The following is a 14,815-nucleotide window of genomic DNA, read 5'->3' on the forward strand; positions in this document are numbered from 1 at the left end:
CGTGGGCAATACCAACCAGGCGAGGCTGCGCGACCAGCTGGTGGAGAACTATGATGGTCTCATCGCAAGGCTGACGCGCCGCCTGGGGTCCTCCGACTTCGCCCACGAGGCGCTGCACGAGACATTCCTGCGGCTGGATCGGGTCACGGATGCGGCGCCGGTCCGCAGCCCGCCCGACTTTCTCTTTCGTATCGCCATCAATGTCGCGAAGGATCGGCACAGGGCCCAGACCCATCGTCTCGGCGCGTCCGAGGTCGATGCGCTGTTGGATGTCTGCGACAATCAGCCCGACGCCGCACGGGTGGTCGAGGCACGCTCCGAGATCGCGGCCTTCAAATCTGCGTTGGCCGAGCTTCCCGAGAGGCCTCGCCGGGTGCTCCAGGACATCTCGATCGAGGGCGCAACGGCACAAGAGGTGGCGGACCGTTTGCAGATCGGCCTTCGTACGGTCGAAAATGATCTCAAGCTGGCCTTGCTCCACTGCGCGAATGCCCTTGGCCGCACGGTGGCCCGTCGTCTCGGCGGGCCACGGCTGCGGTGGTAGCTGCTTCCGCCGATCCCGCGAGACCTTGACGTTGAGAAGGTTGAAGGTCGCCGCCTAAAGCACGATGAGATTAGTGAATCATCATCGCGCTTTAGCTTGTTGTCTGAGCATGATCTTTTCGGAAAACCGCTTCGCACTTTTCCGGATCATGCTCTAGTGGCGCTTGCGTTTGGGCTGGATCCGGTACGCCTCGCGCTCGATGCTGGCGGCCACCAGCGGCGCCTTGTCGGCGGCGATCGGCGGGGAAAACACGAAGCCCTGCACCAGGTCGCAATCGAGCCCGCCGAGCACGTCGACCTCGGCCGGCAATTCGGCGCCCTCGGCCACCACCGTCATGCCGAGCCCATGCGACAGGGCGATGATGCCGCCGAGCAGTTTGCGCTTCTCCGGCGCGGTGGAAATGCCGTCGACGAAGGCGCGGTCGACCTTCAGGCAGTCGAACGGCAGGCGCGTCAGATAGCCGAGCGAGGAATAGCCCGAGCCGAAATCGTCCAGCGCCAGCCGGGCGCCGAGATCAGAGAGCGCCGTCAGCGTGCGGCTGATCCGCTGCTCGGTATGATCGACGAACAGGCTTTCGGTCAGCTCCAGGCAGAGCAGCTCCGCCGGAAAGCCGGTCTCTGCCAGCACGGCCGCGACGGCCGTCTCGAAGTCCACGTTCCAGATCTGCGCCGGCGAGACGTTGACCGAGACGGTGCGCGGCGGCAGCCCGGCATCCAGCCAGGCGCGGCCCTGCCGGCAGGCCTCACGCAATACCCACAGGCCGAGATCGACGATCAGCCCGGAGCTTTCCGCGATCGGGATGAACTCGGCCGGCGAGATCGGCCCGCGCTCGGGATGGGTCCAGCGCAGCAGCGCCTCGAAGCCGGTGACGCGTCCGGTCCGCAGGTCGAGTTGCGGCTGGTAATGGGCCTCGAGCGTACCGGCTTCCACGGCGTGGCGCAGATGGCGGCCGAGGTCGAGCCGTTGATCGACCGCCTGGGCATAGACCGGCTCGAACAGCTGGGCCCGGCCGCGCCCGGCCTCCTTGGCCATGTAGAGCGCGAGATCCGCGTTGCGCACGGCGGTCTCCGCCGTCGCCCCATGCTCCGGCAGGCGGGCGATGCCGATGGTGGCGCCGACGCAGGCCTCGCCCTCGCTGAGATCGACCGGGACCGAGAGCCTGCCGATCAGCCGGTTGGCAAGTCCGGTCAGCGCGGCGTCGGACATGCCGCGTCCCTCCGCCAGCACGGCGAATTCGTCGCCGCCGAGTCGGGCGATGAAGGCGCGCGGCCCAAGGTCCTGGCGCAGTGCAGCCGCCACCTGGATCAGCAACTGGTCGCCGGCGGCATGACCGAGCGAATCGTTGACCTCCTTGAAGCGATCGAGGTCGATCAGCAGCAGCGCGCCGCCGCGGCCTTCGACGGCGCAGCCCTCGATCATGGCGGCGAGCTGGCGCGTGAACAGCGCGCGATTGGCGAGCCCGGTCAGGGGATCGCTGTAGGCGAGCTGCTCGAGCTGGCGCTCGGCCTCCTTGCGCTCGGTGACGTCCTGCACGGTGCCGACGATGCCGATGACCTTGTCGTGGGCGATCTCGGCCTTGCAGATGACCGCCAGGTCGCGGGCGGTGCCGTCCGCGTGCAGGATGCGCAAATCCGTCGCCTCGGTCCGGCGGGTGCGGAGCACCCGTTTCTGCACCTCGCGGAGGCGGTCGGCGTCGCCGCCCAGGAAATGGGGCATCACGCTCGCATTGGTCGGCTCGAACGTCGCCGGATCGAAGCCGAGCAACTGATAGAGCTCGGGTGCCCAGGTCGTGCGGCCGGTGTCGAGCCGATAGCTCCAGGTGCCGATCTTGCCGAGCCGGTGGGCTTCCTCCAGCGCCCGCGTGCGCTGGTCGAGCAACGCCTTGGCCGCCCTGAGCTGGGTGATGTCGCTGGCCGTGCCGCGGTAGCCGAGAAAGCTGCCGTCCTCGGCGTAGATCGGTTTGCCGCTGGTGCAGATGCTGACGCGCGAGCCGTCCTTGCCGATCAGCGTATAGGTGAAGTCGCGAAAAGGGCGATGGGCCTCCATGTCGGCCCGATGCTGCGCCATACCCTCCGCGTCCTCAGGCGCGTAAGCCAGCTCCCAGCGTGCTTTGCCGCCGGAGGCCACCGTCTGGAAGGCGGCATTGCCGGGAAGCGATTTGGGATAGGGCAGCAGCCGATGGTCGGGGGCACTCTCCCAGCACCAGTCCGAAGCGGTAGAAACGAAATCGGCCAGCCGCTGCTCGCTCTCGGCGAGGCGCCGCAGCGCGGAGGTCTCCTCCGTGACGTCGCGGACAATGCCGGACACGCGCCGGACCTGACCGCGCGCGTCGAATTCCGGCTCGCCATGCACTACGCAGTCGAGCACGCTGCCGTCGGACCTGCGCAGCCGCGTCTGGACCGCATAGGGCTGCCCCTCCGCCCAGCAGGCGGCGTAATGCGCCTCCAGAACCTTCCGGCTTTCGGGCAAATAGCGCTCGCGCACCGCGGCGATCGGGATGAAGCCGTCGCGCGTCTCGAATTCGTAGAAGGCGGCGAACTCGGGCGATATCCAGACATCGGTCGCGGCGGCGCTGTGCGATTCCCAGTAGCCCATGCGGGCCATCCTGATGGCGCATCGCAGCGACCGTTCCTCATTCCAGCGTCGACGCGCTACCCGCGTGGGGGCCTGCCCTTGCGGCAGTTTACGAGCGGCCATCGGTCCCCAACCAAAAACGCCAACGTACAATTACGCGGCAAACTCGTTAGCATATAGCGCGACAACCTTGGAGCGATGCCGCTCACAGTCGGGGGCTCTTCCGCAGATTTGGTATAGTATCGGTGAATCCCGCAACCGGCATTCGGGATGGGGAGGAACTTAACCTGGATGAAACTCTTTGCTGCCGCGGGCAAGCTCAGATTGCGTTGGCATCCGCTTGGTATCCCCTTGGCATCCCGCGCACGAAGGACGCTACAAAGATGACCAGGAGATTCAAGGTCGGCGATCACGTCAGCTGGAACTCCGAGGCCGGACGCGTCTCCGGCACCATCATCGCGGTTCACACGCGTGATTTCGATTACAAGGGGCACATGCACCGCGCCTCGGAAGCCGATCCGCAATACGAGATCAAGAGCGACAAGACCGATCACGTCGCAGCCCACAAGGGCAGCGCGCTCCATCCTGCCTAGCAGAGCCGCGGCATGGCGCTTCCGTTCTTCACGATAGGTCATTCGAACCGCAGTCTCGAGGATTTCGTCGCCGTCCTCACCGCGGCCGGCATCGATCGCGTGGTCGACATCAGAACGGTGCCGCGCTCGCGAACCAATCCGCAGTTCAACAAGGACACGCTTCCCGGTTCGCTCAAGGCCACGGCCATCTCGTATGAGCATCTGGCCGATCTCGGCGGGCTGCGCGGCAAGGCGCGCAACGTGCCGCCTTCGGTCAACGGCTTCTGGAGCAACGAGAGCTTTCACAATTACGCCGACTATGCGTTGTCGCCGCAGTTTCACGCAGGCCTGCAGCATCTGCGCAATGAGGGTCGCGCGCAACGCTGCGCGATGATGTGCTCGGAGGCGGTGTGGTGGCGCTGCCACCGCCGCATCGTCGCCGACTATCTGATCGCGGCCGGCGAGAGCGTCGTCCACATCATGGGAGAGGGCCGGCTCGAGCCTGCCCGGCTCACCGAAGGCGCGCTCGTGCAGGGCGATGGGACGGTGGTCTATCCGGCAACGGGGCAGCTCGATCTATGAGAGCGTGATGCAACCCGCGGCGACCGCGGTGTGCCATGCGCCTCACTCCACGCTGCGCTTCCAATAGCCGGTGCCGAGCTTGCCCGTGATGACAGCAGTCGCGTCATGAACCTCGTAGGAGCCGGCGTCGCTATAGTTCCTCATGCCCTTCAGCGCATGCAGCGTCCAGCGGCCGTTGGCGAAGGTCACGGTGCCTTCGTGGGCTTGTGCCGAGCGGAACGGCTCGGCGTGGAATTTGTAGGTGCCGTCGGCCATGATCTGCCAGATCCAGCGCGACTGGCCGCGGCCGCTCGCCACCATGATCTCCCAGGTGCCGACCAGCGCGGGATCGATGGCGCCGACTGGCGTTGCCGGCGGGGCCGATAATGCCGGAGCGGCCGCTGCCGGCGCATTGTTCGCCTGTTTCGCGCTTGCGGTCTCGGCGGGCGGCGCTGCCAGATAGATCGCCTTGCGCGAAAGCGAGCCGTAGACGAAGGGCTGCTGCTCGTTGCGCGTCGCCTCCATCACGTCGTCGCGGACGTTGCGGAACATGAAGGTGACCTCGACGCCCGGCGCCTCGATGTTGCGCAACAAGGCTGCGGCGAACGGGCTGTTGCGGCCGTCGCCGTCGAGCGCGGTGGTGCCGTCGCGCGCGGCATAGGCCACCAGCACGTTGCCGACCGGCTCGATGCGGCCGAGCCCGCTGGTCGCGGCGGCGCGGGTCGCGATCGAGCGGCTCATCTTCGTCGCGAATGGATTGTTGCGGCAGGCGTCGAGGATGACGAGGCCGAGACTTCCGGTGCTCGAGACCTGCAGCATCACGCTCTGCAGGCTGATCGCTTCATTCGCAGCATCGGTATCGCGCTTCAGCTCGGCATCGACCGGGATCAGCCAGTTGTCGCCGTTGATCTCCATGCCGTGGCCGGCGAAATACACCGTTGCCATGTCGGCACCTGCGGCCTCGCGCCCGAACGCGATCAGGCTGCGCCGCATGTCATCGAAGCTGCCGTTCCTGATCAGGGTAACGGCGAAGCCGAGGCGCTTCAGCGCCGCAGCGATATCGCCGGCGTCGGTCGGCGGATTGGTCAGTGCCGGCACGCTTCTGTAGGCGCCGTTGCCGATCACCAGCGCCACCCGCTTGCCGTCGGCGGCGGCGGGCAGCGGCGCAACGCCGGCGAGCGCCGCGACAGCCAGTCCCGAAACAAACGCGCGCCGGTTCATCCTGGACCCGTTCGGAGGTGATGGGTGCAGGGTATCGCAGCCGGCGCGAGCCGGCCATCGAAATGGCTCCGCGTCAGGCCGCCTGCTTCGGCGTCCAGACGCCGGCCGGCACCGGCTCGGCCGGCAACAGGCCGGCGCCGGCGGCGCCCGCGATCGACATCGTGATCTCGTGGATGTCCTGCACCGACCGCTGCATCGAGAAGCGCGGATAGAGCTCGCTCATCGTGGCGGCGGTCGCAGCCTGCGCCGCGGCAGGATCGGCAAGCACCGCCTCGACGCTGGCGGCGATGCTGGCCGTGTCCTGGCCGAAGCTGTAGCGGGCGAGATGCGGCATCTCCGCGGCCGAGAAGCGGTTGGCGTCGAACACCGGCACGGTGCCGGCGCCGAGCGCGAAGAACACCCGGTCATGCACCGACTGGTCGATATTCGGATTGAGCGAGACCGCGCCGAGATAGCTGCCGAGGCCCTCGCGCATCGCATCGAAGGTCATCGCGCCGAGCACGCGGGCCGGGCGCCCGGTGACGTCGAGATCGCTCCAGCCGCCGCCGATGAAATCGACCGGGTAGTCGGCAAGCACGGCGCCGACTTCACGGGTGCGCACGCCCCTGGTGTAGTTGTCGAGCCGGGTCAGGATCACGTTGAACAGATCGCCGCCCGGCGTCAGATAGACCAGATGCCGCTCGGCGACGTCGACGATGATCTTCGGAAACGCGCCGCAGGTCTTGCCGCGCGCCTCGGCGATCGCGTCGAACAGCAGCGCGAACAGCTTTGGCGGCATGGTCTTGCGCCAGCCGCGCTCGAGCCCCAGCGGATTCCAGCCCGACTTGGCGAACACCAGCCGGCCGTTGCGCTGCTCGGGCGGCAGGCCGCCGAAGAAGCCGGGATCGGGGATGCCCATATGGGTCGCGAACACGCTGCCATTGGCGCCGAGGTGGTCGCGGTTGAATGCGGCGTGGTCCGGAAACACGTAGCCATGCGCGGTATAGCGGCTCTCGAGCCCGTGCCGCTTGGCGAAGTAGCAGGGATGGTCGCAGAACCAGGTGAAGACCGGGATCTGGGCCACGTCCCAGAACAGCCTGCCGTCCTTGGTGTGGATGTCGAGCCCGATGCCGGAGAAGCCGAGCGCCATCGTCTCGGCCTTCCGCGGCAGCAGGGCGTTGAGCCGGGCCGAGAAATCCGGCGCCAGCAGGTCGAGCATCTTGACCTCGTGCCCGAGCCGGTCGAGCTCGGCGGCGGCCATCGCGAGGATGCCGCGCAGTGAATCATAGGTCGTGTTGCTGGAGTACAGGACGCAGATCACGGACATGGAGCCCCCGCGCATGATGCTGTTGCCGCGTGCGCGGACAAATCCACCGCTTCGCATGCTGCCAGTTGAACGGCCGAGCCGGCCGTTCCGGGCTCGGAATTATCGTGGCCTTAACCAAAATCTTCGCCGGAAGTCGACCGCAGCGCCGTTGAAGTTCCGTCGGGATGTCGCGGCGGGCTGCCGCCTGCGCCCGCGGGGAGCGGGGCCACATGCAGCTTGATAGCTTCGAGGTCGTGGTGGTGGGCGCGGGCTTCTTCGGCGCCGTGATCGCCGAGCAGGCGGCCAGCAGGCTCGGTCGCTCGGTCTGTGTGCTCGACCGGCGGCCGCATATCGGCGGCAATGCCTACTCGGAAGTGGATTCCGACAGCGGCGTCGAGGTGCACCGCTACGGCACGCATATCTTCCACACCAATTCCGAGACGGTCTGGCGCTATATGCAGCGCTTCACGTATTTCACCGACTACCGTCACCGCGTCTTCACGGTGGCGAACGGCCGTGTCTATTCGATGCCGATCAACCTTGCGACGGTGTGCGCCGCCTTCGGCCGCATCATGTCGCCTGACGAGGCGCGCGCCGTGATCGCGGCCGAGGCTGCCGCGCATGGCGCGGGTGGGATCGGCAATCTCGAGGACAAGGCCATCGCCTCGGTCGGCCGCACGCTCTACGATCTGCTGATCCGCGGCTATACGCAGAAGCAGTGGCAGACCGATCCGCGCGAGCTGTCGGCCGACATCATCGGCCGCCTGCCGGTGCGCTTCAGCTTCGATGATCGCTACTTCGCCGACCGCTATGAGGGCATGCCCGTCGACGGTTACACCGCGATCTTCCAACGGATGCTCGAGCATCCAAAAATCGCGGTCGAGCTCGGCGTCGACTATTTCGACGTCGCTGAGCGCATCACGCCGCGCCAGCTCGTGATCTATACCGGGCCGATCGACCGCTTCTTCGGCTATGCCTGCGGCCATCTCGGCTGGCGCACCGTCGACTTCGCGCGCGAAGTCCATGACGTCGCCGATTTCCAGGGCGCCGCCGTCATCAACTATGCCGACGCCGAGGTGCCGTTCACAAGGATCCACGAGTTCAGGCATCTGCATCCGGAGCGCACCCATACCGGCGCGCGGACCACGATCTACCGGGAATATTCCCGCTTCGCCGGCCGCAACGACGAGCCGTATTATCCGATCAACACCGCCGCCGACCGCGCCATGCTCGCGTCCTATCACGCCATGACGGCGGCGCATCCGAACGTCATCTTCGGCGGCCGGCTCGGCTCCTACAAATATCTCGACATGCACCAGGCGATCGGCGCGGCGCTGAAGACGTTCGAGCGCGAGGTCGAGCCGTTCTTCGCAGAAGATATGCGCACCGGCGGCACCGCCGCGCGTCGCCACGCCTTGTCGCCGTTGTCGGCGTGATCTATTCCTGCGAGCTGCGGGCACCAAATCGCATAACAATCGCCCGCCCCGGTGAGGAAACAATGCGAAAGATCGCCATTGCCGCGGCTGCCGCCGCCACAAGTCTTGCCATCACCATCGCTCACGCCGCACCGCCGCTCCCGGAAGCTTCGGCGCACCAGGTCGGCTTCTCCGACCAGGGGCTGGCGCGGCTCGACGACTTCTTCGCGCGCGAGATCGCGGCCAAGCGGGTGCCCGGCGCCGTCGTGGCGATCGCCCGCGACGGCCGGCTCGTGCATTACAAGGCTTATGGCCAGCTCGACCCGGTCAAGGGCACGCCGATGCCGATCGACGCCGTGTTCGCGCTGGCCTCGATGACCAAGCCGATGGCCGCGGTCGCAGGTCTCACGCTGATGGAGCAGGGCAAGTTGCCGCTGCAGGCCAAGGTCGCCGACTATTATCCGGCGTTCGCCGACATGAAGGTCGGCGTGCAGCAGGCCGACGGCTCGCTCGCGATGGAGCCGCAGGCACGCCCGATCTTCATCCACGATCTCTATCGCCACACCTCCGGCCTGATGTATGGCGGCCGGCCCGACAGTTCGAGCGCGCTGGCCCGGCTTTATCCCGACGGCACCGCGCCGGCGGTCGAGGGCGACACTCAGGCCTTCATCGACCGCATCACCCAGTTGCCTTTGGTGCATCAGCCCGGCACCGAGTTCGAATACGGCTTCTCGATCGATGTGCTCGGCGCCGTGGTCGAGAAGGTTTCGGGCGAACGGCTCGGCGACTATCTTGCGGCCAATGTCTGGAAGCCGCTCGGCATGAAGGAGGCGACGTTCCACCCGAACGAGGCCCAGCGTGCGCGGCTGGCGCGGCCGTTCCCCAACGATCCGCTGACCGGCAAGCCGCAATCGATCAAGCTGCTCGACACGCCGACCAGGTTCGACTGCGGCGGCGCCTGCTCGTTCGCCACCGTCGGCGACTATGTCCGGTTCGGGCAGATGCTGCTCAATGGCGGCGAGCTCGACGGCAAGCGCATCCTCAGCCCGCAGACGGTGCATCACATGACGTCGAACCATCTCGGGCCCGAGATCAAGAACAACGTCGCCGCGGTCGAGCCGCATCGCGCCGGCTTCGGCTTCGGGCTGGCGGTTGCGGTGCGGACCAGCGAGGGGCTGTCCTCGGTGCCGGGCAATCCCGGCGAGTTCACCTGGAACGGCGCCTACGGCACGCAGTTCTTCTGCGATCCGAAGGAGCGTCTCGTCGTGGTGGTGGGAACCGCGGCGCCGGGCGAGATGCGCAAATATTATCGCGAGAACGTCCAGGACATCGTCTACGGCGCGATGGTGAAGTGATCGTCCTCCAAATTGCGAGAGAGTCGTTCACAGATATCGGTTCGCCGAAATGGCAAAAGGCCCGCCGCTCAATCCGAGCGACGGGCCGTTGAATTTGCGTGGCTTACCACTGCCGGTAAACGCCGGTCAGCGATCAGCGACGCTGTTCCGTTCCATGCATACACTCCTTGCTGGTGTCGCGACCAACGACCGCCGCGGAGCAGCGTTCCTGATCCGCGATGCCGCGGACGAAGGTGAATTTGCACGGAGCCGGGATCGGGATTTGGTGAAGAGCCTTGCGCTGCGAGATTGGCGCGCCGGCTCTGCCCGGTCGCATGCATTCGCTCGATCGCTATGCTTTTCCAGCTATAACGGTCCACGGCAAGCTGCGCCCGAGCTGGGCGGTTCGTAAAAGGAAGCCCGCCGACCGGGGCGGGCAAGGTCTCAGGGAGGAAAACGCTCTGACAAGGGAGCGTGCCACCAGTGTCCTCGATTCGGGTGCAGCTGCGAAGATCGTATAACTACTGTCATCAGGGCCGGCATTATGCGAATGCTGCTGCGGGCCGCGGCCGGCCGGCAAGGCAATAACAACGCGCAATAACCGGCGCGAATAACAGGGGAAGTTCATGAGCACGTCTGGAGTTTTTGCCCGCGTCGTCGCGGCGATCGGGGCCGGCGCCGTGGCGTGGCGGCGGATGCAGGGCGCGCAGCCCGCGCCGGCCTGGGGCGACGCGCCGCAGATTCCGGCGGCGAAATCGCAGGGCGCGATCCCGACGCTGAAGATGCCGACCGCGCGCGGCTGGGACAAGGGGCAGGTGCCGACCGCCGCGCCCGGGCTCAAGGTTAACGCCTTTGCCGCCGGGCTTGACCATCCGCGTTGGATCAACGTGCTGCCCAATGGCGACGTGCTGATCGCGGAGGCGACGCAGATCGCAGGGACACCGCGCAGCGTCTTCCACTATGCGATGCAGGCGACGATGCGGCGCGCCGCGGCCCTCGGCGTCAGCGCCAACCGCATCACGCTGCTGCGTGACCGTGATGGCGACGGCATCGCGGAAAGCCGCGGTGCCTTCATGGAGGGACTGCGCCAGCCGTTCGGCATGGCGTTGATCGGCGACACCTTCTATGTCGGCAACACCGACGGCGTGGTCGCCTTTCCCTACACTGCGGGCGCCGATCGCATCACCGCGGAGGGACGCAAACTCGCAACCTTCAAGCCCGACGGGCACTGGACGCGCAGCCTGCTGCCGAGTGCCGACGGCAAGAAGCTTTACGCCGGCGTCGGCTCGCTCAGCAACATCGCCGAGAACGGCATGGCGGTCGAGGAAGGCCGTGCCGCGATCTACGAGCTCGATCTTGCCGCCGGCACCAGCCGCATCTTCGCCGGCGGCCTGCGCAATCCGGTCGGGCTCGCATGGGAGCCGAGCACCAACGTGCTGTGGACCGTCGTCAACGAGCGCGACGGTATCGGCGACGAGACGCCGCCCGACTATCTGACCTCGGTGCGTGACGGCGGCTTCTATGGCTGGCCTTATTGCTATTGGGGCCAGACGGTGGACGATCGCGTGCCGCAGGATCCGGCGATGGTCGCCAAAGCGATCCAGCCGGACTACGCGCTCGGCGGGCACACCGCTTCGCTCGGTCTGTGCTGGATGCCCAAGGGCACCTTGCCTGGTTTCCCCGACGGCATGGTGATCGGCCAGCACGGCTCATGGAATCGCTCGACGCTGTCGGGCTACAAGGTGGTGTTCGTGCCGTTCGAGAACGGCCGCCCTTCGGGGCCGGCGCGCGACATCCTGTCGGGCTTCCTCGCGCCCGACGAGAAGGTGTCCTACGGCCGCCCGGTCGGCGTCGCGCTCGGCCCCGACCGCTCGCTGCTGGTCGCCGACGATGTCGGCAACGTGATCTGGCGCGTGACGGGGGCGTAGACGCCGGCTCAGCGCCGCTGTCGATCGATTGCCGGTCGACGAAGATGTGTCAGGAGCCTTACCCTTTCGCCGATCGCCGAGGGAAGGGCAAAAGCTCTCCAGGCCCGATCGCTCGGAAGCGCATAAAACCGGAATGAAATCCATAGCGGTTTTCAACCATGCCCCTTGAGCCTTCCTCAACTTCCCCGGCCGATGCTTCGCCTACGGCAGGGATCGACAGGATCGAAGGAGCTTGAGCATGCCGGCCAAGGCACGAACGACCGCGACCAACGCCACTGCGCAGGCGCGCGAGGACATCCTTAACGCGCGCGCTATCAGCGCGCTGGGCGCCGGCGTCGTCAGCGCGATGAGCGCGGTCGGCGCCGCCGTCATCAAGAAGAACAAGCCGGCGCTCGGCAAGAGCCCGGACTGGTTCTGGCACATGTTCGCGAAATGCGAGGCCAAGGCCGCGCGCGTCGCCGAGCAGGCCGCGCGCGATCCGCAAGGCTGCGGCGATGCGACCTTCATCGAGGTCTATGCCGCGCAATTGCCGAAGCTGATGACGGCAGCACTCGAGAGCCACGAGAAGGCGCTCAAGGCGAAGTGAAGCTACGTTCAGAAGAGACAGTGTAATAACGGCGGTCGTCCCGTCATCGTTCCCTTGACCTCTCGGATGCGCTGCCGCGCGGGGCAGCCATGCAGCTGAAACCACGACCCGCGTTCGTTCGTAAGTAGCGATGGCGGAATCCCGCGCCCGCGGGCTTCGATCTTTTCAATCCGGGACGTTCGATGGTGAAGCACCTTATTTCCGATGAAGAGAAGTGTGACGCGTGCAACGGGACAGGTTTTCCCGAGGTCAGGCAGCCGAGCGAGCCGGGACGCAAAATCTATCCTGAGCCTTGCAGGACATGCGGCGGCAAGGGGCGGATCAGGAAGGCGATGTGGGGCAAATAGCAATCGCCTAACGGCAGTCAGCGAACATCACGAGCCGCAGCCTCGAACGACCGCGGTGGATGGGGCGCGCGTGGGCTGCGGCCGCGTGTGACACTCGTCACGGCGGCCACGCGCGCCGCGCGCCATTGATAGCGCCATGAACGGGCGGTCTCCCGACAATCATGGAGCTGAAGATGACGTCCACCCTTGCAATTAGCACTTCCGATGACAGCCTTGCTCTGGTGCCGGAGCACGATCAGGCCGCCGCGTCCCTCGTCCCGGCCGTGCCGCAGCGCCAGTTCTGGGAGACCGAGCACACCCGTCCGGATTTCCAGCCCTCCAGCGATGCGGCGCCGGAATTGGTCGCGGCCACCGCAAACTATCTCGGCGAATGCATGCGGCATCCCTATCTGCCGGTGTCCGAAATCCGCGCACGGCAGCTCGCCCGCATCAAGGAGCTGGTCGAGCTCGCCTATCGCGACATTCCGGTCTACCGCAACAAGTATGATGCGGCGGGATTCAAGCCGGAGCATCTGCGCGACTATGACGACATCCAGAAGATTCCGGTCATCACCAAGCCCGAGCTGGTCGCGGCGTTTCCGGACCAGTGCGTCAACAGGAAGTACAAGCCGGAAAACCTGTTTCCGACCCGTTCATCCGGCTCGTCCGGCCAGACGCTGCTGATCCGCGTCGACTATGACGCCGTCATCACCGACACCATCCAGGGCGTCCGCCAGTTCGCGATGCAGAGCGGCGGCAACTACCGCGCGGAGGATCTGCTCGCCCATGTCTACACCGTGCCGTGGTGGTTCGATTCGATCGGCGGCGATTATCCGACCGCGTTCATCTCGAACCTGATCCCGCCGGCGCGCGTCGCCCAGCATCTGCGCTATCTCGGGCCGAAGATCCTGTCGCTGTATCCGTCGAGCCTCGATGCGCTGATGCCGCATGTCGACGAGTTCCGTTCTTCGCTCAATCTCGCGGTGACGCATTCGGAATACTCCTCGCGCGCCGCGCGTCAGGAATGGTCGCGCCAGCTCGGCGTGCCCGTGCTCGACGAATATTCCTCCGAGGAGGCGACCCGGATCGCGCTGGAGATGCCCGACGGCCAGTATCACGTCTGCGAGGACACCGTGCATCTCGACGTGCTCGATCCCATCACGATGGAGCCGCAGGCCGACGGCCAGTCCGGCATCGCCGTAATCACCAATCTGCTCAACGAGGCGATGCCGTTCATCCGCTACGTCCAGGGCGATTACATCACCCGGCCGGTCAATCCGGCGCCATCAGACATCAACTGGTCGCAGATCGCGAGCATCGACGGCCGGCTCAACGACGCCTTCGTCAACCGTGACGGCCGCAAGGTGCCGGCCGGCAGCATCCTGGATGCGACCTATCGCTGGATGTTCGACTGCAACCTGCATCTGGCGCAGTTCGAGATCGTGCAGCGCGGCGTCGACCTCGTCGAGGCGCGCGTCGTGCTCGGCCAGGATACGCCGCCGTGCCGGCTGCACAGCTCGGTCGCGCATCTCGAGGACCTGCTCGCGGCCTGCCTCGAGCATCCGGTCCGGGTGCAGGCCAACGCGCTGCTGGCATTTCCGCCCAAGGTCGGCAAGCGCCGCCCGATCCGCCGCGAGTTCGACTGATGCAAGCCACACGGATGGGTGCCATGACACAGTCACTGAACCGCATCGCCGCGATGACGGCGCGCTACTACTACATCCTGCGCTCGTCATCGCTGCGGCTGCTCGAGATCGTCTACTGGCCGGCGATGCAGATGCTGGTGTGGGGCTTCCTCTACACCTACCTCTATGACAGCAAGTCGGCGATGGCCTCCACCGCCGGCCTGCTGCTCGGCGCCGTCCTGCTCTGGGACGTGCTGTTCCGCGGCCAGCTCGGCTTCACCTTCACCTTCCTGGAGGAGATCTGGTCGCGCAACCTCGCCAATCTGATGATGAGCCCGTTGCAGCCGTTCGAGCTTGCGGCCTCGCTGATGGCGATGAGTCTGATCCGGCTCGTGATCGGCACGTTGCCGGTGATGCTGTTGACCTTCGTGCTGTTCGGCTTCAACGTCTTCGCGATGGGGCCCGGGCTGGTCGCGTTCTTCCTCAACCTGGTGCTGACCAGCTGGGCGATCGGGCTCGTGGTCGCAGGCCTCGTGATCCGGCAGGGCTTTGGCGCCGAAAGCCTCGCCTACTCGATCATGATCGTGCTGCTGCCGCTGTGCTGCGTCTACTATCCGGTCGCCGCGCTGCCGCTCTGGCTGCATCCGGTCGCCTGGTCGCTGACGCCGACCTATGTGTTCGAGGGCATGCGCGCCGTGCTGCTCGACGGCACCTTCCGCACTGACCTGATGATCGAATGCCTCGCGCTCAATGCCGTCTATCTCGGCTTGGGCTTCATCACATTCGTTGCCCTGCTGCAGAGCGCCCGTCACAAGGGCGGCCTGCTCACGATGGGCGAGTAAGG

At 66.2% G+C, this 14,815-nt stretch carries 12 protein-coding genes; 9 read left to right on the forward strand and 3 right to left on the reverse strand.

The genetic code is table 11. The features are described 5' to 3' along the window. Position 1 precedes the first annotated feature (1 nt). Positions 2-544 (forward strand): RNA polymerase sigma factor, encoded by a 543-nt coding sequence (locus tag ACTUWL_RS19980; protein ID WP_021081354.1) that lies wholly within the window; start codon positions 2-4, stop codon positions 542-544. 153 nt (positions 545-697) lie between these two features. On the opposite strand, the gene ACTUWL_RS19985 is transcribed toward ACTUWL_RS19980, so the two are convergent. Next, positions 698-3,139 (reverse strand): sensor domain-containing protein, encoded by a 2,442-nt coding sequence (locus ACTUWL_RS19985; protein WP_021081353.1) that lies wholly within the window; start codon positions 3,137-3,139, stop codon positions 698-700. Between the two features lie 362 nt (positions 3,140-3,501). Between ACTUWL_RS19985 and ACTUWL_RS19990 the strand changes: the two genes are divergently transcribed. Together ACTUWL_RS19990 and ACTUWL_RS19995 are read left to right on the forward strand one after the other, a co-directional pair. Next, the gene (locus tag ACTUWL_RS19990; RefSeq protein WP_021081352.1) at positions 3,502-3,711 is read left to right on the forward strand and encodes a hypervirulence associated TUDOR domain-containing protein; all 210 of its coding nucleotides are present in this window, start codon (positions 3,502-3,504) and stop codon (positions 3,709-3,711) included. A gap of 12 nt (positions 3,712-3,723) precedes the next feature. After that, complete coding sequence (locus ACTUWL_RS19995) at positions 3,724-4,272, forward strand: DUF488 domain-containing protein (protein WP_021081351.1); 549 nt, start codon at positions 3,724-3,726, stop codon at positions 4,270-4,272. 42 nt (positions 4,273-4,314) lie between these two features. Here ACTUWL_RS19995 and ACTUWL_RS20000 read toward each other — a convergent pair whose 3' ends face one another. Both ACTUWL_RS20000 and ACTUWL_RS20005 read right to left on the reverse strand, forming a co-directional pair. Continuing rightward, complete coding sequence (locus ACTUWL_RS20000; RefSeq protein ID WP_021081350.1) at positions 4,315-5,472, reverse strand: caspase family protein; 1,158 nt, start codon at positions 5,470-5,472, stop codon at positions 4,315-4,317. Positions 5,473-5,545: 73 nt separating this feature from the next. Then, complete coding sequence (locus tag ACTUWL_RS20005) at positions 5,546-6,778, reverse strand: hypothetical protein (RefSeq protein ID WP_021081349.1); 1,233 nt, start codon at positions 6,776-6,778, stop codon at positions 5,546-5,548. Between the two features lie 209 nt (positions 6,779-6,987). On the opposite strand from ACTUWL_RS20005, the gene glf reads away from it, so the two are divergent. The 6 genes from glf to ACTUWL_RS20035 all read left to right on the forward strand — a co-directional run bounded on the left by glf (position 6,988) and on the right by ACTUWL_RS20035 (position 14,813). Next, on the forward strand, positions 6,988-8,193 hold the full coding sequence (gene glf / locus ACTUWL_RS20010) for a UDP-galactopyranose mutase (RefSeq protein WP_021081348.1): 1,206 nt from the start codon (positions 6,988-6,990) through the stop codon (positions 8,191-8,193). A 62-nt stretch (positions 8,194-8,255) separates the two neighbouring features. Then, the gene (locus ACTUWL_RS20015) at positions 8,256-9,527 is read left to right on the forward strand and encodes a serine hydrolase domain-containing protein (RefSeq protein ID WP_021081347.1); all 1,272 of its coding nucleotides are present in this window, start codon (positions 8,256-8,258) and stop codon (positions 9,525-9,527) included. A gap of 605 nt (positions 9,528-10,132) precedes the next feature. After that, positions 10,133-11,434, forward strand: a complete 1,302-nt coding sequence (locus tag ACTUWL_RS20020; RefSeq protein WP_021081346.1) for a PQQ-dependent sugar dehydrogenase — start codon at positions 10,133-10,135, stop codon at positions 11,432-11,434. A 238-nt stretch (positions 11,435-11,672) separates the two neighbouring features. Further along, positions 11,673-12,020 carry a hypothetical protein gene (locus ACTUWL_RS20025; protein WP_021081345.1) on the forward strand — a complete coding sequence of 116 codons (348 nt, stop codon included), beginning with the start codon at positions 11,673-11,675 and terminating at the stop codon, positions 12,018-12,020. Between the two features lie 520 nt (positions 12,021-12,540). Next, on the forward strand, positions 12,541-13,992 hold the full coding sequence (locus tag ACTUWL_RS20030; protein ID WP_021081344.1) for a phenylacetate--CoA ligase family protein: 1,452 nt from the start codon (positions 12,541-12,543) through the stop codon (positions 13,990-13,992). 23 nt (positions 13,993-14,015) lie between these two features. Then, a complete protein-coding gene (locus ACTUWL_RS20035) occupies positions 14,016-14,813 on the forward strand; it encodes an ABC transporter permease (protein ID WP_021081343.1) in 798 nt (265 codons plus the stop codon). The last annotated feature ends 2 nt before the right edge of the window (positions 14,814-14,815 follow it).

The sequence above is a fragment of the Bradyrhizobium sp. WCU1 genome (assembly GCF_053474805.1).

Coding starts and splice junctions, on each gene's coding strand:
- glf (WP_021081348.1), top strand. CDS start 6,988: ATGCAGCTTGATAGCTTCGAGGTCGTGGTGGTGGGCGCGGGCTTCTTC.
- ACTUWL_RS20035 (WP_021081343.1), top strand. CDS start 14,016: ATGACACAGTCACTGAACCGCATCGCCGCGATGACGGCGCGCTACTAC.
- ACTUWL_RS19985 (WP_021081353.1), bottom strand. CDS start 3,139: ATGGGCTACTGGGAATCGCACAGCGCCGCCGCGACCGATGTCTGGATA.
- ACTUWL_RS19990 (WP_021081352.1), top strand. CDS start 3,502: ATGACCAGGAGATTCAAGGTCGGCGATCACGTCAGCTGGAACTCCGAG.
- ACTUWL_RS20005 (WP_021081349.1), bottom strand. CDS start 6,778: ATGTCCGTGATCTGCGTCCTGTACTCCAGCAACACGACCTATGATTCA.
- ACTUWL_RS20020 (WP_021081346.1), top strand. CDS start 10,133: ATGAGCACGTCTGGAGTTTTTGCCCGCGTCGTCGCGGCGATCGGGGCC.
- ACTUWL_RS20015 (WP_021081347.1), top strand. CDS start 8,256: ATGCGAAAGATCGCCATTGCCGCGGCTGCCGCCGCCACAAGTCTTGCC.
- ACTUWL_RS20025 (WP_021081345.1), top strand. CDS start 11,673: ATGCCGGCCAAGGCACGAACGACCGCGACCAACGCCACTGCGCAGGCG.
- ACTUWL_RS19995 (WP_021081351.1), top strand. CDS start 3,724: ATGGCGCTTCCGTTCTTCACGATAGGTCATTCGAACCGCAGTCTCGAG.
- ACTUWL_RS20000 (WP_021081350.1), bottom strand. CDS start 5,472: ATGAACCGGCGCGCGTTTGTTTCGGGACTGGCTGTCGCGGCGCTCGCC.
- ACTUWL_RS20030 (WP_021081344.1), top strand. CDS start 12,541: ATGACGTCCACCCTTGCAATTAGCACTTCCGATGACAGCCTTGCTCTG.